Consider the following 18,625-nt stretch of genomic DNA (forward strand, 5'->3'; position numbering starts at 1 on the left):
GGCGTGAGCACGACGCCGGGCAGGGGGACGGCGGCCGCGGGCTCGGCGGAGGGCGAGGCAGGGGAGGGCGTCGGGGCACGGTCGCCCCGGACCTCGGGCTCGGAGGAGGCGTTGCGGTCGCGGCCGAGGAACGGTACGACGTCGGCGAGCGGCCCGGTGCCGACCTGGACGGCGAGCACGGCGACGAGACCGGCAGCGACGATCGCGACGGCGCCGACGGGCTCCGTCACCCGCTGGCGCCAGCTGGTCGGTGCGGGTGCCACGCGCACCAGCTCCGGCTCGGTGTCCGTCACGACGACGACGGGCGCGGGGGTGGGGGCCTCGGCCAGTGCGACGCGGGCCGACTCGAGCAGCCGTGTCTCGAGGTCGGTCCGTCGGTACGCCGGGTGGACGAGCAGCCGCCCCGGGCCGGAGGCGGCGGAGACGGCGACGTACCCGACGACCGACCGCACGCCGTCCGCGTCGAGGACTGCGACGCCCTGCCAGTCGGTGGGGATCCGCTGCAGCCACTGGGCGGCGCGCAACGCCCCGGAGGCGACCTCGGGCGCGACCGACGGGTCCTCCGCGACGACCGCCTCGAGCAGGCGGGCGACGAGCCCGCGGTCGGCCGGGCGCGCGCGCTCGACCCGCGGCTCGGGCCGCGGGCGCTCGGCGGGTGCTCGGTCGTCCATGTCGCTCCATGATGGCTGCGGGCGGCGGTTCCTGACGGCAGGACAACGAGATGAGGGGGCGTGAGGTGCGCCTCGACTAGTCCGGCTGCAGCGCGGCGAGGTCGCGGACGGCGTACCGATGGTGCTCCCACTCCTCGTGGAGGACGACGTGCAGGCAGTGGAGCGTCGACACCGTGGAGACGGGGTCCCAGGGGTGGCGGCACGGCACGGTGAGCCGCTCGGGGGTGAGGTCGGCGAGGAAGTCACGGACCATCGCGACCCGCTCGGCCCGCGCCTGCAGCACGTCGCCCCAGGAGGGCGTGCGGGTGGCGAAGACGGACATGTCGTGGCCGTCGGCGGCGTACTCCGCGTTCGGCACGCCCAGCGGGTGGGTCGCCTCCTGGAGCGAGAGCCCGAGCACCCCGCGGCCGAGCCAGGTGTCGGTGGCCATGACGAGGTGGCGAAGCGTCTGCGCGAAGGACCACTCGCCCTCGACCTCCACGTCGACGCTGCCCTGCGGCAGCGCCTCGGCCCGCGCGACGGTGGCGGTCCAGGTCCGCTCGACCGCGGCCCACGCCGAGCGGAGCCCCTCGGGCGTCGTGGCGCGGCGCTCGGAACGCCCGGGGAAGCGTCGGTCCAGCTCGGCCTCGACCAACGGCGCCACGTCGACGCCGTTGACGAGCAGCGAGCCGCCGTCCTCCGAGAGCCACGGCGCGTCGAGGTCCATGCCCTGCACGTCCACGCCCCGCAGCACCGCCCCGGACAGGTCGGCGCGCACGAAGCGGGCGCCGCGCAGGTCGACGTCGACGAACGCCGTGGGGGCCTGCTCCTGGCCGGTCACGGGTCGAGCGTGCCACGGCCTACGCTCCTCCGGTGAGCGCCACCCTCGTCGCCAAGGACCTGACCGGCGGGCACGGCCACCGCGTGCTGTTCGAGGGGCTCGACCTGACGGTCGCTCCCGGTGACGTGGTCGGCGTCGTGGGGGCGAACGGCGCCGGCAAGTCCACGCTGCTGCGCCTGCTGGCCGGCGCGGACGCGCCGATGGGCGGCACGGTGAGCACGGCGCCGAGCGACGCGTTCGTCGGCTGGCTGCCGCAGGAGCACGAGCGGGTGCCGGGCGAGACCGTGGCGGCGTACGTCGCCCGTCGCACCGGCGCCGCCGCCGCGACCGCGGCCATGGAGGAGACGGCCGCGGCGCTCGGAAGTGGCGAGCCGGGCGCGGACGACGCGTACGCCGTCGCGTTCGACCACTGGATGGCCAGCGGCGCCGCCGACCTCGACGACCGCCTCGGCCCGGTCCTCGCCGACCTCGCGCCCGAGGTGGGCCCGGACGCGCTGATGGCCTCGCTGTCCGGCGGACAGGCGGCCCGGGTGGCGCTGGCCGCGCTGCTGCTCAGCCGGTTCGACGTCGTGCTGCTCGACGAGCCGACCAACGACCTCGACCTGGACGGGCTGGCCCGGCTGGAGTCCTTCGTGCAGGGGCTGCGCGCTGGCGTCGTGCTGGTCTCCCACGACCGCGAGTTCCTGGCCCGGTGCGTCACGCGGATCGTCGAGCTCGATCTCGCGCAGCACCAGGTGACGGTCTACGACGGCGGCTACGACGCGTTCCTGGAGGAGCGGGCGGTCCAGCGGCGGCACGCGCGCGAGGCCTACGAGCAGTACGCCGACACCAAGGCCGACCTGGTCAGCCGCGCGCGCACGCAGCGCGAGTGGAGCTCCCAGGGCGTCCGGAACGCGATGCGCAAGAGCCCCGACAACGACAAGATCCGCCGCAAGGCGGCCACCGAGTCCTCGGAGAAGCAGGCGCAGAAGGTGCGCCAGATGGAATCGCGGATCGCCCGGCTGGAGGAGGTCGAGGAGCCGCGCAAGGAGTGGGTGCTCCAGTTCGACATCGCCGCCGCACCCCGCTCGAGCTCGGTCGTGGCGGTGCTGAACGAGGCGACCCGCGAGCTCGGCGACTTCCGGCTCGGCCCGGTCTCCCTCCAGGTCGACGCCGGGGAGCGGATCGGCATCACCGGGCCCAACGGCGCGGGGAAGACGACCCTGCTCGACCTCCTGCTCGGCCGCACCGCGCCCGACGGCGGGTCGGCCTCCCTCGGGGCATCGGTCGCGGTCGGCGTCATCGACCAGGCGCGCACCGGCCTCGACGAGGAGCGGCCTCTGGGCGCGGCGTTCGAGGCCGTCGTGCCGGAGATGACGCAGGCCGAGGTGCGCACGCTGCTGGCGAAGTTCGGGCTCAAGGCCGACCAGGTCGCGAGCCTCGTCGGCCGACTCTCCCCGGGCGAGCGCACCCGCGCGGCGATGGCGCTGCTCCAGGCCCGCGGCGTCAACCTGCTCGTGCTCGACGAGCCCACCAACCACCTCGACCTGCCGGCGATCGAGCAGCTCGAGCAGGCGCTGGAGTCGTACGACGGCGCGCTGCTGCTCGTCTCCCACGACCGTCGTCTGCTGGCGAACGTCCGGCTCGACCAGCGGTGGGAGGTCACCGCGGGGCAGGTGCTGGTCCGGGAGGCCTGACGGGAAGCGTGATCCCGCCGGGAGCGTTGGACCCGGACATGAGGCTCTCGCTGCTCGACCGCTCGCGCACGCGCACCGGCCCGGACGTCTCCGAGGGTGACGCGCTGGGCCACTCGGTCGAGCGGGGGGTGGCGGCCGAGCGGCTCGGCTACGGACGCTTCTGGGTCGCCGAGCACCACGGCGTGCCGGGCGTGGCCTCCGGCGCGCCGGCGGTCCTGCTCGCGGCGGTCGGTGCGGCCACCTCGACGATCCGGATCGGGTCGGGCGGGGTGATGCTGCCCAACCACCAGCCGTTCGTGGTCGCCGAGCAGTTCCGGATGCTCGCCGCGCTGCACCCCGGCCGTGTCGACCTCGGCGTCGGCCGCTCGGTCGGGTTCACCGCGCCGGTGCGCAAGGTGCTGCGTCGCGGGACGGAGGAGCCGGACACGTTCGCCGAGGACGTCGTGGAGCTGCGCGACCTCCTCGAGGACGCCGGCGCGGTCACCGTGCGACCCGCCGGGGTCGGGCCGGTCCCGGTCTCCGTGCTCGCGACCGGCCGCGGGCTCGAGGTCGCCGCGCGGCTCGGGCTGCCGGTGGTGGCCGGCGGGCCGGTGCTGGCTGAGCCCGACGCCGGCGAGCGGCTGGCGGCGTACCGCCGCTCGTTCGTGCCGCACCGCGGCAGCACGTCGCACCTGACCGTCTCCCTCGACGTGCTGGTCGCCGACACCGATGCCGAGGCACGCGAGCTCGCGCTGCCGGAGGTGTGGGCGATGGTCCGCTCGCGACGCACCGGCGTCTTCGGCCCGCTCGAGCCGGTCGCCGACATCCGCGCGCAGGACTGGGACGCCCAGGACACCGCCCGCGTCGAGCGCGGCCTGGACGCCGTCGTGGCCGGCAACGCGCGGACGGTGCGCCGCCGGCTCGACGAGCTCGTCGAGCGCACCGGCGCCGACGAGCTGCTGGTCAGCGGCTCGACCCACGACCGGGACGCCCTTGCGGCCTCCGACGCCGAGGTGGCCGCGCTCCTGCGCTGACCTGCGTCCGCCAGGTCCGCATTTCGGCGACGGCACCGCGTCCTGGGATGATCGGCGGCTGCTGGGGCGTCGAGGGGGTCGGATGAGCGGGATCGCGAGCGAGCTCGCGGGGGTCCGGCGCGCCTTCGCGCAGCCGACCCTGACGCTGCTGCACCAGCGGCAGGCGTCGGTGGTGATCACGATCTTCCGCGAGGCGTTCGGCCGCAACAACGTGCCGATCCCGACCGCCCGGCTGCACACGCAGGTCGAGGAACACCTCGCCCAGGCCCGCGCGGCCGGCGAGACCGACCTGCCGGCCGGCAGCGGGCGCGAGATCTGCCAGCGCTGGATGCGCGGGCAGTGGCTGGTGCGCTCGCTCGACGACGACGGGCGCGAGGTCTACACGCTGACCTCGCACGCGCAGCAGGCGCTCGAGCTCGTCAAGAACCTCGCCCGCGACCGCGCCACGCTCAGCGAGCACCGGATCGCGACGATCCTGGGCACGGTGCGCCGCTTCAACGCCGAGGCCAATCCCGACCGCTCGGCGCGGGTCGGCATCCTCAACGCCGAGATCGCGCGGCTCCAGGCCGAGCGCGACCGGCTCGTCGACGGCGGCGACCTCGAGGGCGCGACCGAGGACTACATGCTCGAGGGCTTCACCGAGCTGCTCTCGCTGGTCTCGGCGCTGCCCAGCGACTTCGCGCGGGTGGAGGAGCGCTTCGCGACGATCCGCGGCGAGATCCTCGCGGCGTTCCGCGCCGAGGACCGCCCCGCCGGGCAGGTCATCGACGACTACCTGGCCCGCGCCGACGCCCTGATGACCGCCACCCAGGAGGGGCGCGCCTTCGAGGGCGCGTTCGCGCTGCTGCGCGACGACGGCCTGGTGACCCAGCTGCGCGAGGACCTCACCGCACTGCTGGAGCACCCGCTCTCCGACGGAATGATCAGCGACGCCGAGCGGGCCGAGCTGCGGGGGACCGTGCGGCTGGTGCGCGACGGCCTGGACCGGGTGCTGGTGCAGCGCTCGCGGGTCACCGCCACGCTCAAGGACTACATCGTCTCGCGCGACGCCGCCCGCGACCGCGAGCTGGAGCAGGTGCTCCGGCAGGTCGAGTCGGAGCTGGTGACCTGGATGGCGACCACCGGACCGCGCGCGACCCACGGCGTACCCCTCCTCCCCGCGCGCGCCGACGTCGGCCACCTCCGCGAGCGGTTCCACGACCCCGCCGACGACGTGCTGCCCGACCGGATCGAGGTCGCCGACCCCGACGACGCGCCGCCGCTGTCGCTCTCCGAGCTGGTCGCCCAAGGCGGGCCGCGGCTGGTCGAGCTGCGCGACCGGGTGGACGCCGCGCTGTCCTCCCTGCTCCCGCCCGCGACGCTCGGCGAGCTCTTCGCTGGCCTCGACGCCGACCTGCGCCGCCCGGTCGAGGTGTTCGGCCTGCTCCACCTCGCCGCGGACCGGGGGTGGACCGGCGAGGACGACGTCACCGAGGACTTCGCCGCCGTCCGGCCCGACGGCAGCGGCCGGACCTTCGCCGTGCCCCGCACGCCGCTGCCCGACCCCGACCACCCCACCGACGCCAGCACCGACGCCAGCACCGACGCCAGCACCGGAAGCGAGACCCGCCCATGAGCCTCGACCTCGACACGGTCACCGACCAGCCGGTCTCGGTCTCGCTCTGGGAGGGCGACGAGGGCGGGCTCGAGCAGGCGCAGCGGCAGGCGCTGGTGACCCTGCTCAAGCAGCGGTTCGTCAGCGCGCGCACCCACCCTCGCGACTGGCAGGTGCTCGTCGAGCACGAGCGGGTGCTGCGCTCGCGGCTCAACGACCTCTTCCTCGACCTCGCGATCGACCGCGACCGCGAGGTCGCCTGGAAGCGCCAGGCCGTCTCCGAGACCGGCAGCCGCTTCCCGACCCTGTTGTACGACGCCGCGTGGTCGCGCGAGGAGACGATCCTGCTCGTGCACCTCCGCGACCGCCTGCGCGCCGGCGCGGCCGCGGGGGAGACGCGGGTCTTCGTCGACCGCGAGGACCTGCTCGAGCACGTGGCCGGCTTCCGGCCCCCGCACGCCACCGACGAGTCCGGTGACGAGAAGCGCGCCCGCAACGCCGTCAGCGGCCTGGTCAAGTCCGGGCTGCTGATCACCGGCGAGCACGAGGACCGGTTCGAGGTCAGCGAGGCCATCGAGCCGTTGCTGCCGCTCGAGCTGCTGCAGGAGCTGCTGGAGTCGCTGCGCCGCGCCAACGCCGAGCCGCAGGCCGCCGATGAGGGGGACGAGGCGGACGAGCCGCTCGGCGTCGGGACGGGTGAGGCGCTGTTCGAGGAGCCGGAGGAGCAGGCATGAGCATCGACGAGATCGAGCAGCTCGAGGACGACCGCTCCGAGGGCCTCTTCGACCGGAAGGTCGTCGAGACGCCGTCCGACGACGGGATGCAGTGGCGCGCGGCGCTCATGCAGCTGGTCAACTGGGGCGGCTTCGGCGGCCTGACGACCATCCCGCTGCGCGGCGACGCGACGATGATCTCCGGCGCGTCGGGTGTCGGGAAGAGCACCGTGCTCGACGCCTACACCGCGCTGATGATGCCCTCGGACACCAAGTTCAACGGCGCTTCCAACGACGCTGTCGCCGGCCGGGCTCGGGGCGTCGGGCAGCGCAACCTGTTGTCGTACCTCCGTGGCGCGGTCGACGTCGTCGACGACCCCCGCACCGGCAAGCCGGTCGAGCGGCTGCTGCGCGGGCAGGGCGTCGACACGTGGGGCGCGGTCGCGATGACCTTCGTCAACGACCAGGGCGGGCGGTTCACCGCGCTGCGCACCTACTACGTCCCCCGCCGCGCCACCCGCTCGGCGGACGTGCAGATGCAGCTCGCGACCCACGAGGGCGCGCTGCCGCTCGGGACGCTCGAGGTTGCGGTCGGCGAGCGGTTCCACGCGACCACGCTCAAGAAGCTGTTCCCCGGCATCCGGGTGCACCGCACCTACGCGGAGTTCGCCGCGGTCCTGCACGCGCGGCTCGGCATCGGCGCGAACGGCGACGGCGCCACGGCGCTGCGCCTGCTGGCGCGGATCCAGGCCGGCAACCAGGTCCGCAGTGTCGACGAGCTCTACAAGGAGATGGTGCTCGAGCGGCCCTCGACGTACGCCGCCGCCGACCGCGCCGTCGAGCACTTCGACGACCTCGAGCGGGCCTACGCGGCCATGCGCACCGAGGAGGAGAAGCTCGCGCTCCTCGAGCCGATCACCGGGCTGCACGAGCGCGGGACCGCCGCGGCGGAGCGGCTCGCGGCCCTCGACGCGTACGGCGTCACGCTGCCCGGCGACACCCCGCTGCGGCTGTGGCTGCTGCGCACGCACCTGCGCCTGATCGAGACGGCCGTCGCGGAGAACCGCGACGCCCGCGCCACCACCGCCGACGCGCTCGCCTCGGCGATCTCCGCCGAGCAGACGCTGCTCGGCGACCTCGAGGCCGCCAAGGAGCAGCACCGCGCCGCCGGCGGCTCGACCGTGCAGTCGCTGGGGCTCGCGCTCCAGCAGGAGGAGGTGGTCCGCGAGGACCGCCTCGCGCGGCGCACCGCCCTCCAGGAGCGCCTGCTCCCGCTCGTCGCGGCCACCGCCGCCGACGGCGACGACACCGCCGGGCTCGACCTCGACGGCGCGCTGATGTCGGCCGAGGCGTTCGCCGTCCTCCAGCAGCACGCGCGGCAGTGGCTGTCCGGGTGCCGCTCGGCGCTGGAGACGATCAAGCGCGACCGCGACGGCACCCGCGACCGGCGCTACCCGCTGCAGCAGCGCCAGGGCGAGCTGCGCCGCGAGCGCGCCTCGCTGGAGAGCCGCGCCGGCCGCGTGCCGGCCGGCATGCACGACTTGCGTGCCGAGGTGGCGCGCGCCAGCGGGCTGTCGGCCGAGGAGCTGCCGTACGTCGCCGAGCTGGTCGACGTCGCCCCGGAGGAGTCCCGCTGGCGCACGGCGGTGGAGACCGTGCTCGGCGGCAGCGCCCGGCTGATGCTCGTGCCGCTCGACCGGCTGGAGCACTTCTCGGCCGCGATCGACGGACTGCGGCTGCGCGGCCGGCTCACCTTCGAGGGCGTCGAGCTCGACCTGCCCGACCTCGGCCCGGCCGACCCCGAGCGGGTCGCCGGCAAGCTGCTGCACCAGGCCTCGCGGTTCTCCGGATGGGTCCAGGCGCACGTCGCCCACCCCTCGCGCAACGCGCTGTGCGTCAAGGACGCCGCGGGGCTCGCCGGCGACGGGTTCCGGGTCACGCCGACCGGCCAGACCCGCAACGGGCGCCGCGGCACGCACGGTCGCAACGACGCCCGGAGCATCATCGGGTTCTCCAACGCCGAAGCGATCGCCGAGATCGACGCCGAGCTGGCCTCGGTGGAGGAGCAGCTGCTGGCGCTCGACGCCGAGGTGGCGACCCTCGACCACCGCGCGGCCGTCCTCGAGCAGCGCCGCACGGCGTACGACGCCGTCGCGAGCGCGCGCTTCGACGACCTCGACGTCTCCGCAAGCGAGCGGCGCACCGCCGAGCTCGAGCAGCGCCGGCAGGACGTGCTCGGCGCCGACGACAAGCTCCAGGTGCTCCAGGCGCAGGTCGAGGAGCTCGCGGAGCGGCTGGAGGCGACGCGGCGCGAGCGGTTCGCGCTGGAGCAGCAGGCCCGGGCGCTGACCGGGGCGCACGGCGCGCTCGTCGACGACGAGGACGCGGTCAAGGACCGGCTCGAGGCGGTCGAGGCCGCCGGTGACGTGGTGCTGACGCCGCAGCAGGACGCCGCGCTTGCGGAGGAGCTCGCCGCTGCGGCCGCGCCGGCCGACCCGGAGGACCTCGCCCGCTTCCCCGAGTCCTCGCACCGGCTCGCCGAGGGCCTGCGCGCCGCCGTCGCGGACGCCGAGGCCGAGACCCGCCGGGTCGCCGACGAGCTGGCGGCGATCTTCCGGCTCTACCAGGCGCGCTGGGAGTCGCCGAACCTCGGCACGACCGCCGCGTCGTACGCCGACTACGCCGCGATCCTCGAGCAGGTGCGCGGCACGGGGCTGGCCGAGCGGCGCTCGGAGTGGCGGCGGCGGCTCACCGAGTGGAGCGGGCAGGACCTGGTGCCGCTCGTCGGGGCGATGGCCGCCTCGATCGAGGAGATCGAGGACCGGCTCGAGCCGATCAACGCGATCCTGCGGCGGCTGGAGTTCGGGGCGACCCGGGACCGGCTGCGGATCCGGCTGCGGCGGCTCTCGCCCGCGCACGTCCAGGTCTTCGCGAAGGACCTCCGCGAGCTCGCCGCGGGCTCGACCGGCGACCTGGACGAGGCGGCCCTGGAGGAGCGGTTCACCCGGCTGAGCCGGTTCATGACCCAGCTGCGTCCGGCCGCCCCCGGCGCGGACGGGGTCGTCACCTCCGACCGCGACCGGCTGCTCGACGTACGCCGGCACGTCGAGGTGAGCGCCGAGCGCTACGACCACCTCACCGGCGAGCTGCGCGCGACGTACCGCACCCTCGGCGAGAAGAGCGGCGGGGAGACCCAGGAGCTCGTGGCGTTCATCGTCGGCTCCGCGCTGCGCTTCCGACTCGGCGACGAGCTGCGGTCGCGGCCGCGCTTCGCGCCGGTCTTCCTCGACGAGGGGTTCGTCAAGGCCGACTCGGAGTTCGCCGGCCGCGCCGTCCAGGCGTGGCGGGGGCTCGGCTTCCAGCTGGTCGTCGGCGTGCCGCTCGACAAGGTCACCGGCCTCGAGCCGCACATGGACGAGCTGCTCGCGATCACCAAGAACAGCGCCACCCACCAGGCCTGGATCACGCCGATCCGGGACGCGGCGGGCGCCTAGCCGGAGAAGCGCGCGGTGACCGAGCCGAGGCCGGAGATCTCGGCGACGACGGTGGCGCCGGGGTGCACGTCGCGCATGGGGCCGAGGGCGCCGGAGAGGACGACCTGGCCGGCGCGGAGCGGCTCGCCGTACGCGCGGGCGGCGCGGGCGAGCCAGGCCAGGGCGTTGAGCGGGTCGCCGAGGCAGGCGGCGCCGGTGCCGGTGGAGACCTCCTCGCCGTCGATGGTCATCCGCATGGTGACGTCGACCGGCTCGACCTCGTCGAGCGTGCGGCGCTCGGTGCCGAGGACGTAGAGGCCGCTGGAGGCGTTGTCGGCGACGGTGTCGCCGAAGGAGATGTCCCAGCCGGCGATCCGGCTGTCGACGATCTCGAGCGCGGCGACGGCGTGGTCGACGGCGCCGCGCACCTGGGCGGCGTCGAGCGGGCCCTCGTCGAGGTCGGCGCCGAGCACGAACGCGACCTCCGCCTCGGCCTTCGGCTGGAGCAGCCCCGACATCGGCACCTCGTCGGCGCCGGAGAGGTCCATGTCGTCGAAGAGCCAGCCGAAGTCCGGCTGGTCCACGCCCAGCTGCTGCTGCACCGCGAGCGAGGTCGCCCCGATCTTGCGGCCCACGACCGTGGCGCCGGCGGCGCGGCGGGCGGCGACGAGGTGGGACTGCACGGCGTACGCCGCGGCGAGGTCGTTCGAGCCGATCAGGTCGCGGACCGGCGCGCACGGGCGCACGTCGCGGGAGGCCGCCACCAGGCGGTCGGCCGCCTCGCTGATCGCGGCCTCCGGGACGTCCGTGCGGCCGGCGTTGTCGGGGGAGTAGGGGTCGCTCACGGGACCAGCGTGTCGTCCGGTGGCGGCGGGGCGGGGGCCGGTCTCGCTGGTCGGTACGCCGTCCGGCCGCCGCGGGCCGCGCGGGCCCTACGGTGCGGCCGTGGAGACCTTCGCGCAGATCGTGGCCTCGCGGTCGGGCGACCCGGCCGTCGGACTGCGCTTCGAGGACCGGGAGTGGAGCTGGGACGAGGTGGTCCGCGAGGGCGCCGCCCGGGCCGCGCTGCTCACCGCGCTGGTGCCCGAGGCACCGACCGGGCGGCAGCGGCACGTCGGTCTGCTGCTCGAGAACGTCCCCGACCACGTCTTCTGGATCGCCGGCGCGGCGCTGGCCGGTGCGGTGACGGTCGGCCTCAACTCCAGCCGCAGCGGGGCCGAGCTCGCCCGCGACCTGCAGCACGCCGACGTCGACGTGCTGGTGACCGAGGAGCGCCTGGCCCGCCTGCTCGCCGGCGCCGACCACGGACTGCCCGCCGGCCGCGTGCTCGACGTCGACGCCCCGGCGTACGCCGCCGCGCTGGTGCCCCACCGCGGCGCACCGGTCCCCGGCCCGGACGCGCTGCCGCCGGCGGACGCGGTCGCGATGCTGCTGTTCAGCTCCGGCTCGACGGGCGCGCCGAAGGCGGTCGTCGTCGGGCAGGGCCGGCTGGGCCGGCTGGCGGAGGCGCTCGTCGGGCGGGTGCGGCTGCGGCGCGAGTCGGTGACGTACCTGTGCATGCCGCTCTTCCACGGCAACGCGGTGATGCTCAACCTGGCGACGGCGATGCGGGTCGGCGCGACGGTGGCGATGGTGCGGCGCTTCTCGGCCGGGTCGTTCAGCGCCGACGTGCACCGCCACGGCGTCACGTTCGTCAACTACGTGGGCCGGGCGCTGTCGTACGTGCTGAGCCGGCCCGAGGACCCGCGCGACCGCACCTCGACGCTCGAGCTGGCCTTCGGCACCGAGGCGTCGGCGGTGGACGTGGCGCGGTTCGCGGAGCGGTTCGGCTGCGAGGTGGTCGAGGGCTACGGCATGAGCGAGGGCGTGTTCCGGGTCGCGCGCACGCCCGGCACCCCACCCGGTGCGCTCGGCGTGCCGGCCGGCGACGCCGACGTGCGGGTGCTCGACGAGGCGACCGGGCAGGAGTGCCCGCCGGCGGTGCTCGACGAGGCGGGCCGGCTGCTCAACCCGGAGGCGGTGGGGCAGATGGTGGCGATCGGCGGGGCGGCAGCGTTCGAGGGCTACTGGCGCAACCCGGAGGCGACGGCCGACCGGGTGCGCGGGGCGGACTTCTGGTCCGGGGACCTGGCCTACCGCGACGCCGACGGGTTCCTGTGGTTCGCCGGGCGCACGTCGGACTGGCTGCGTGTGGACGGCGAGAACGTCGGGACCGCGCCGGTCGAGCGGGTGCTGGCCCGGGCGCCGGGCGTGCTCGCCGCCGTCGTGCACGCCGTGCCCGACCCGGTGACCGGCGACCAGGTGATGTGCGCGCTGGAGATGACGCCGGGGAACCCCTTCGACGCCGAGGCGTTCGGGGCGTTCCTTACCGCGCAGCCCGACCTCGGCGCGAAGGAGTGGCCGCGCTTCGTGCGCGTCACCGCGGCCGTCCCGCTCACCGCGAGCGGCAAGGTCGACAAGGCGCCGCTGCGCGCGGCCGGATGGCTGACCGACGACCCGGTCTGGGTGCGCGTCGGTCGCACGGCGTCGTACGAGCCGCTGGGCGGGGCCGGTCGGCAGGCACTGGCGGAGGACTTCGCCGCCCACGGCCGGAGCGCGCTGCTGCCGGCGCCTCAGCGGTAGCGGTAGGAGCGGCCCTCGCGGACCAGCACGCCGTCGAGGCCCGCGTCGATGTCGCGCTTGACGACCTTGCTGGTGGCGGTGCGGGGGAGCGCGTCGACCAGGCGCAGGTAGCGCGGCACCCAGGTCGTGCCGAGGTCGGGCTGTGCGGCGAGGAAGTCGGCGAAGGCGTCGGCGTCGAACGACGCCCTCGGCTCGAGCTCCGCGACCGCCAGCACCGCGTCACCCACGGCCTCGTCCGGCACGGCGAGCACGGCGACCGACGAGAACGCCGGGAACCGGCCGAGGAGCCGCTCGACGGGCGCGGTGGCGACGTTCTCCCCGTCGACGCGGAGCCAGTCGCCGGCGCGGCCGGCGAAGTAGAAGAAGCCGTCGGCGTCGCGGTAGGCGAGGTCGCCGGACCACACCCACCCGTGCCGGAGCCGGGAGGCGTCGGCCTCGGGGTTGTCCCAGTAGCCCTCGAACAGCGCGGCGCCGGTCTTGTTGACGATCTCGCCTACCGCCTCGTCGGCATTGACCAGCACCCCGGCGTCGTCGAACCGCGCCGGCGGGCACTCCTCGAGCGTCTCGGGGTCCACCACGACCGTCCCCTCGGGTGCGCGGCCTAGCGAACCGGGCGGCGTGTCGGAGGTCCGCATGATGCGGATCTCGCCCTCGCTCGACCCGAACGAGTCGACCACCTGGCAGTCGAAGCGCCGCGAGAACTCCGCGATGTCGCGCTCCGAGGCCTCGTTGCCGAAGGCGACCCGCAGCGGGTTGTCCGCGTCGTCGGGCCGCTCGGGCGTCGCGAGGACGTAGTGCAGCGGCTTGCCGACGTAGTTGAAGAACGTGACGCCGTGCCGCCGCACGTCCGGCAGCCACCCCGACGCGGAGAACCGTCGTCGGAGCACGACCGTCCCGCCGGTCCGCACCGCCGGCGCGATCCCGGCCATGATCGCGTTGGAGTGGAACATCGGCATCACGACGTAGAACACGTCGTCGCTCGTCAGCGCCCGCCGCTCGACCTGCTGCACCGCGATCCGCGCGAGCCGGCCCTGGGTGCAGATGACCGCCTTCGGCGCGGAGGTGGTGCCGGAGGTGAACACGAGCGAGTACGCCGTGCCCGCCGCAACGTCGTCGGCGCGCGCGAGGGGGAGCGGCAGGTCACCGGGCACCGCCGCGGCGAGCCGCTCGGCGTGGGTCGGGTCGTCGACGTGCAGGGTGCGCTCGGGCGGGACGCCGGTCGCGAGCCCGGCGAGCAGCGGGCGGCGGCTGTCGTCGACGACGAGCGCCTGGCAGCGGGTGAAGGTGATGTCGCGCTCGAGCTCGGGCCCGCGGCGGGTGGGGTTGATGCCCACGACGGTCGCGCCGGCGAGCGCGGCGGCGCACCACCAGAAGAGGTGCTCGGCGGTGTTCTCCATCGCCAGGCCGACGTGCCACGGCCCGTCCACCCGCAGCTGCTCGAGCAGGCCGGCGCGCACGCGTGCCTCGACGACGACCTCGCGCCAGGTCCACGAGCGCTCCTCGAACCACAGCGCCGTCGCGTCGTCCTCGGCGCGGTCGGCGACGAGGCGGGCGAACGTCAGGTCGGGCGCCGGCGCGGTCACGGCAGGTCAGGCTGCCACGCGACCCCGTTGATGTGCGCCCCACCGTCCACGAACAGCGTGTTGCCGGTGAGGTAGCGGCAGTCGTCGCCGGCGAGGAACACCGCGACCGGTGCGATGTCGGCCAGGGGGTCGCCGATCCGGCCCATCGGGTTGCCGGCGTCCGCGGCGGCCTCGAGCTCGGGGTGCTCCGACATCGCCCGGCGGAAGGCGGAGCTCTTCGCGCCGGGGCACACCGCGTTGACGACCACGCCGGTCGGGGCCCACTCGCGGGCCGCGGTGCGCGTGAGGGTGCGCAGCGCCTCCTTGGCGGTGTTGTACTCCATGCTGCCGATGTGGGCGTTGACGCCGTTGAGGCTGCACATGTTGACGACCCGGCCCCAGCCGCGCGCCTTCATGTGCGGGAACGCCGCCTGCATCGCCCACAGCGGCCCCCGGAAGCCGACCGCGAAGGCCCGGTCGACGGTGTCGTCGGTCTTGTCCTCGACGCGGCTGTAGGGGATGTGGCCCCAGGCGTTGTTGACCAGCACGTCGATGGAGCCGTAGGTGCTGACGGCGGCGTCGACCATCGCGTGCACCTGAGCCTTGTCGCTGACGTCGGTGCGCACGTAGAGGCCGTCGACCTCCGCCGCGACGGCCCGGCCGTGCTCCTCCGACAGGTCGGCGACCACGACGCGGGCGCCTTCGGCCGCGTATGCCCGGGCCACCGCCGCGCCGATGCCGTCGCCGGCACCGGTGACCACGGCGACGCGCCCGGCGAGGCGGCCCTGCCCCCGGCCGCTCACGGGCGCTCGCCCCGCGCGCCGGCCCCGAGGAGCGCCGGCGACTCCGGCCGGCCGTCGAGGACGCGGCTGGTGCGCACGGTGACGCGCCAGCCCGCCGGCGTACGTCGCAGCTGGACGTGGTTGGCGGTGGCGCGGCGCACGCGGAAGCCCTGCTCGCCGTGGACGACCATGAGGGAGTGGCAGACCGCGACGGCCTCGTCGCCGTCGAGGGTCACGTGCGCGGGGCCGAGGACGTGCGCGCAGCCGCGCTCGATCCACTTCTGGTGGCCCGTCGACGTCACCATGGCGCGGACCGCGTCGCCGCCGTCGAGGAAGGCCTCGTCGACGTCGTACACCCCGTCCTCGGTCCACAGCGCCGCCACCTCGTCGGCGGCGCCGGCGTCGACCAGGGGGCCGTAGGCGGTGACCAGGCGGGTGATCTCCCGCTCGTCCTCCAGCGCCTGCAGGCGACGCTCGAGCGCCGCGAGCCGGTCGGTCGTGGTGTCCGCGTCCGTGCTCATCCGATCTCCTCGCCGACGGCGGCGAGCGCCGCCAGCTGCTCGCAGTAGTGGTCCGCCGAGGTCGCGTGGACCGCGGTGCTGATCATCGTCGCGCCCGCGTCGAGCACCTTCCGCAGCCGCGCCGCCGTGGCGTCGCGGTCGCCGAGCGGGTCCACCGGGCGGCCGGGGGAGAGGACCACCTCGAAGCCCTCCGGGAGCTCGGCGTCCGCCAGCATCGCGGTGAGCGCCGACAGTCCCAGCCCGAACGGCACCCAGCCGTCGCCCAGGGCCAGTGCCCGGCGCAGGGAGCGCGGCGTACGCCCGCCGATCCACAGCGGCACCCGGTCCTGGACGGCGTGCGGCTCGACGACGACGTCGTCGAAGGAGTAGTGGGTGCCGGCATAGCTGGGTGTGCGCCGGCCCAGGGAGGCGCGTAGAGCGGCGAGCGCGTCGTCCGCGATCGCGCCGCGACCCTCGAAGGTCGCGCCGAGCAGCGCGAACTCCTTCTCCAGCGAGCCCACCCCCAGGCCGAGCACGACCCGGCCGCCGCTGACGACGTCGAGGGTGCCGTAGCGCTTCGCGATCTCCAGCGGGTGGTGGTAGCCGAGCACCAGCACCTGGGTGGCCAGCCGGATCCGCTCGGTGCGGGCGGCGAGGTAGCCGAGGGTGGCGAGCGGGTCCCAGTACGTCGCGCCGCGCTCGGCGGCGACGGCCGTCGGCACCGCGACGTGCTCGCTGCAGGTCAGGTGGTCGAAGCCGAGCTGGTCGGCGAGCGTGGCGATGCGCGCCAGCTCGGCGATCCCGGCCCCGGCCTCCCAGTCGTCGTGCGCGCCGGGGTTGGCGGTGACGACCGGGCTGACCAGACCGATCCGGAGGCTCACGCGGGCTTCGAGGCCGGCGGGAGCACCCGCTTGGCGGCCTCGTGAGCACCGAGCACGAGCCGGGCCCGGTCGGTGCGGCTGCGCACCTCGACGGCCTTCTCGTTGCCCTCGGCGACCTGGACCGGGCCGTCGCCGAGAAGGGCGAGCGCCTGGCGGGCGACGTCGTCGGGCTCGGAGACGTGCAGGCCGGGGATGTCCATCGCCAGGCCGGCGCGGGCCATCGCGGGGGTGCGGGTGACGCCGAGGACGAACTCGAGCACGTCGACGTCGTGCTCCCGCATCTCCAGCCACAGGCCCTCAGCGAAGACGCGGCAGAAGGCCTTCACCGCGGCGTACACCGAGATCTGGGCGGAGCCCATGAAGCCGGCCAGCGACCCGACGAGCAGCAGGCCGCCGCGGCGGCGCTGCTTCATCTTCTCGCCGAAGTGACGCACGAGGGCGAGCTGGGCGGTGATGTTGAGGTCGATGACCTGCTGGAACCGCTCGAGGTCACCGGTCACGAACTCGTGGCCGTAGGTGTTGGCGCCCGCGTTGTAGACCAGCAGGCCGACCTCGAGGTCGTCGGTGACCGCCGCGATCCGCTCCATCGCGTCGGCGTCGGTCAGGTCGACGGCCAGGGTGCGGACCTCGGCGCCGAGCGCGCGGGCCGCCTCGGCGGTCTCCTCCAGCGGGCCGGGCTTGCGCGCGAGCAGCACGAGGTCGAGCCCCGCCTCGGCGAGCCGGGTGGCGAAGGACGCGCCGACGCCCTCCGAGCCGCCGGCGATGACGGCCCAGGGGCCGTGGCGGTCGACGTCGATCATGCGTGGGTCACCTCGTGGTCGGGGCCGTCAGGACGGGGGCTGGCGGGGTGCGGGTGCTCGGGGTTGGTGGGCAGCGGCGCGCCGTCCTGCACGGCGAGGTCACCGCGGACGGCCGCCTCCCGGATGCTGGCCCGCAGCGCCTCGCAGCCGGGGAACGCCGTGCCGTTGGGACCCGAGCGCGTGCTGCTCGCCCGCCGCTCGAGGCAGCGCTCGACGGCGTCGGCGTGCCACTGGACGGTGGTCTGCTCCCAGCTGCTCTTGCGGGCCTCGACCCGGGCCCCGCACGTCGTGCAGGACACGGGCGCCATCGGCCCGTCGGCGAGCCGGTTGTCCGGCCGGACCGACATCAGGCGGGCTGCCCGCTGGTGGCGTCGCGACGGGCGAGGTTCTCCTCCACCTCGCGGCGCCAGGCCTCGTTCGGGCGGGTCGTGTCGATCTCGAACTCGAAGCGCTCGGTCATCTCTGGCGTCACGTCCGCGACGTCGACGTAGAACTGCTCGTACCAGCGGCGCAGCTGGTAGACCGGCCCGTCCTCCTCGCACAGCAGCGGGTTGTCGATCCGGGCCTTGGACTTCCAGATCGCGACGTCCTGCTCGAAGCCGAGGCGGATGAAGTTGCCCATCTTCTCGGCCATCTTCGTCGCGGCGGCGTCGTCGAGCCCGGGAAGCTTCTTGACCGTGACGCCGTACTGCAGGACGAAGGTGTTGGCGTCGACCGGGTAGTGGCAGTTGATGAGCACCGCGGGGACGTCGAAGTCCTCGTAGTGGTAGACGAGGTCGTCGATCATGAACGACGGCCCGTGGTAGCTGGCCACCGAGGTCTGCGCCTTGACGGCCGGCGGACGGCCCTCCTTCGGCGGGGGCAGGATGTCCTCGCGGCTCTCGCCGTTCATGAACTGCGTGGCGATGTGGCCCTCGAAGACGTTCTTGAAGTACGTCGGGAACGAGTAGTGCACGTAGAAGAAGTGCGCCATGTCCACGACGTTGTCGACGATCTCGCGGCAGTTCGCGCCCTCGATGGTCGTGGTGTACCAGACCCAGTCGGTGTGCTCGGGGTCGTCGTACGCCTCGATGCGGGGGATCGTCACGTCGGCCGGCGGCGGGTTGCCCTCGGGGTCGTTCCAGACGAAGAGCATCCCGTCCTGCACCAGCGTCGGCCAGGCCTGGGTGCGGGCGCGCAGCGGCACGCGGCGGGCGTAGGGGATCTGCTTGCAGCGGCCGTCGCCGCCCCAGCGCCAGTCGTGGAAGGGGCAGGCGACCTGGTCGCCCTTGACCTGGCCCTGGGACAGGTCGCCCCCCATGTGGCGGCAGTAGGAGTCGAGCACCTTGACGTCGCCGGCGCTGTCGGCGAAGACGACGAGCTTGCCGCCGAAGGCCTCGACGCCGTGCGGCTTGCCGTCGCGGAAGTCGCGCTCGAGCCCGAGGCAGTGCCAGCCCCGCGCGTAGCGGGTCGGTGCGGCCTCCGCCTCGATGTGGCGGACCTCGTCCGGGGCGGCGCTCATCTGTCCTCCAGCTGGTG

The 18,625-nt window shown here is 74.9% G+C and carries 16 protein-coding genes; 6 read left to right on the forward strand and 10 right to left on the reverse strand.

All coding sequences use genetic code 11. The features are described 5' to 3' along the window. On the reverse strand, nucleotides 1-671 hold a 671-nt coding region (locus G6553_RS09190; protein ID WP_207619561.1), incomplete at its 3' end, for a hypothetical protein. A 76-nt stretch (nucleotides 672-747) separates the two neighbouring features. Beyond that, nucleotides 748-1,491, reverse strand: a complete 744-nt coding sequence (locus G6553_RS09195) for a DinB family protein (protein ID WP_347565601.1) — start codon at nucleotides 1,489-1,491, stop codon at nucleotides 748-750. Between the two features lie 32 nt (nucleotides 1,492-1,523). Here G6553_RS09195 and G6553_RS09200 point away from each other — a divergent pair, with 32 nt between their 5' ends. The 5 genes from G6553_RS09200 to G6553_RS09220 all read left to right on the forward strand — a co-directional run bounded on the left by G6553_RS09200 (nucleotide 1,524) and on the right by G6553_RS09220 (nucleotide 9,981). Then, nucleotides 1,524-3,167, forward strand: a complete 1,644-nt coding sequence (locus G6553_RS09200; RefSeq protein WP_166191308.1) for an ABC-F family ATP-binding cassette domain-containing protein — start codon at nucleotides 1,524-1,526, stop codon at nucleotides 3,165-3,167. A gap of 38 nt (nucleotides 3,168-3,205) precedes the next feature. Further along, nucleotides 3,206-4,180 carry an MsnO8 family LLM class oxidoreductase gene (locus G6553_RS09205; protein ID WP_166191309.1) on the forward strand — a complete coding sequence of 325 codons (975 nt, stop codon included), beginning with the start codon at nucleotides 3,206-3,208 and terminating at the stop codon, nucleotides 4,178-4,180. Nucleotides 4,181-4,262: 82 nt separating this feature from the next. Then, nucleotides 4,263-5,795 carry a DUF3375 domain-containing protein gene (locus G6553_RS09210; RefSeq protein WP_166191310.1) on the forward strand — a complete coding sequence of 511 codons (1,533 nt, stop codon included), beginning with the start codon at nucleotides 4,263-4,265 and terminating at the stop codon, nucleotides 5,793-5,795. Continuing rightward, complete coding sequence (locus G6553_RS09215) at nucleotides 5,792-6,508, forward strand: DUF4194 domain-containing protein (RefSeq protein WP_166191311.1); 717 nt, start codon at nucleotides 5,792-5,794, stop codon at nucleotides 6,506-6,508. The genes G6553_RS09210 and G6553_RS09215 overlap by 4 nt, the downstream gene beginning before the upstream one ends. Continuing rightward, nucleotides 6,505-9,981, forward strand: coding sequence for an SbcC/MukB-like Walker B domain-containing protein (locus tag G6553_RS09220; protein WP_166191312.1), 3,477 nt, complete (start codon nucleotides 6,505-6,507; stop codon nucleotides 9,979-9,981). Before G6553_RS09215 ends, G6553_RS09220 begins: the two co-directional genes overlap by 4 nt. Here G6553_RS09220 and G6553_RS09225 read toward each other — a convergent pair. Beyond that, entirely contained in the window at nucleotides 9,978-10,805 is an 828-nt protein-coding gene (locus G6553_RS09225; protein WP_166191313.1) for a fumarylacetoacetate hydrolase family protein, read from the reverse strand. The two genes, G6553_RS09220 and G6553_RS09225, sit on opposite strands and share 4 nt — an antisense overlap. Nucleotides 10,806-10,905: 100 nt before the next feature. Between G6553_RS09225 and G6553_RS09230 the strand changes: the two genes are divergently transcribed. Continuing rightward, complete coding sequence (locus G6553_RS09230) at nucleotides 10,906-12,582, forward strand: AMP-binding protein (RefSeq protein ID WP_166191314.1); 1,677 nt, start codon at nucleotides 10,906-10,908, stop codon at nucleotides 12,580-12,582. Here the strand turns inward: G6553_RS09230 and G6553_RS09235 are convergent. From G6553_RS09235 to G6553_RS09265, 7 genes are read right to left on the reverse strand one after another with little or no spacing between them, the layout of a single operon-like run. Beyond that, the gene (locus G6553_RS09235; protein WP_347565602.1) at nucleotides 12,573-14,165 is read right to left on the reverse strand and encodes an AMP-binding protein; all 1,593 of its coding nucleotides are present in this window, start codon (nucleotides 14,163-14,165) and stop codon (nucleotides 12,573-12,575) included. The genes G6553_RS09230 and G6553_RS09235 overlap by 10 nt on opposite strands. Then, nucleotides 14,162-14,947 (reverse strand): glucose 1-dehydrogenase, encoded by a 786-nt coding sequence (locus G6553_RS09240; RefSeq protein WP_166191315.1) that lies wholly within the window; start codon nucleotides 14,945-14,947, stop codon nucleotides 14,162-14,164. The genes G6553_RS09235 and G6553_RS09240 overlap by 4 nt, the downstream gene beginning before the upstream one ends. Continuing rightward, on the reverse strand, nucleotides 14,944-15,447 hold the full coding sequence (locus G6553_RS09245; protein ID WP_166191316.1) for a nuclear transport factor 2 family protein: 504 nt from the start codon (nucleotides 15,445-15,447) through the stop codon (nucleotides 14,944-14,946). Before G6553_RS09245 ends, G6553_RS09240 begins: the two co-directional genes overlap by 4 nt. Continuing rightward, a complete protein-coding gene (locus G6553_RS09250; protein ID WP_166191317.1) occupies nucleotides 15,444-16,307 on the reverse strand; it encodes a TIGR03619 family F420-dependent LLM class oxidoreductase in 864 nt (287 codons plus the stop codon). Before G6553_RS09250 ends, G6553_RS09245 begins: the two co-directional genes overlap by 4 nt. After that, nucleotides 16,304-17,107 (reverse strand): SDR family NAD(P)-dependent oxidoreductase, encoded by an 804-nt coding sequence (locus G6553_RS09255; RefSeq protein ID WP_166191318.1) that lies wholly within the window; start codon nucleotides 17,105-17,107, stop codon nucleotides 16,304-16,306. Before G6553_RS09255 ends, G6553_RS09250 begins: the two co-directional genes overlap by 4 nt. Then, nucleotides 17,104-17,454 carry a hypothetical protein gene (locus G6553_RS09260; protein WP_207619562.1) on the reverse strand — a complete coding sequence of 117 codons (351 nt, stop codon included), beginning with the start codon at nucleotides 17,452-17,454 and terminating at the stop codon, nucleotides 17,104-17,106. The genes G6553_RS09255 and G6553_RS09260 overlap by 4 nt, the downstream gene beginning before the upstream one ends. Then, nucleotides 17,454-18,608 carry a Rieske 2Fe-2S domain-containing protein gene (locus G6553_RS09265; RefSeq protein WP_166191319.1) on the reverse strand — a complete coding sequence of 385 codons (1,155 nt, stop codon included), beginning with the start codon at nucleotides 18,606-18,608 and terminating at the stop codon, nucleotides 17,454-17,456. The genes G6553_RS09260 and G6553_RS09265 overlap by 1 nt, the downstream gene beginning before the upstream one ends. Nucleotides 18,609-18,625: the final 17 nt, after the last annotated feature.

It is taken from the genome of Nocardioides sp. IC4_145 (assembly GCF_011250565.1).
Taxonomy (GTDB): domain Bacteria; phylum Actinomycetota; class Actinomycetes; order Propionibacteriales; family Nocardioidaceae; genus Nocardioides.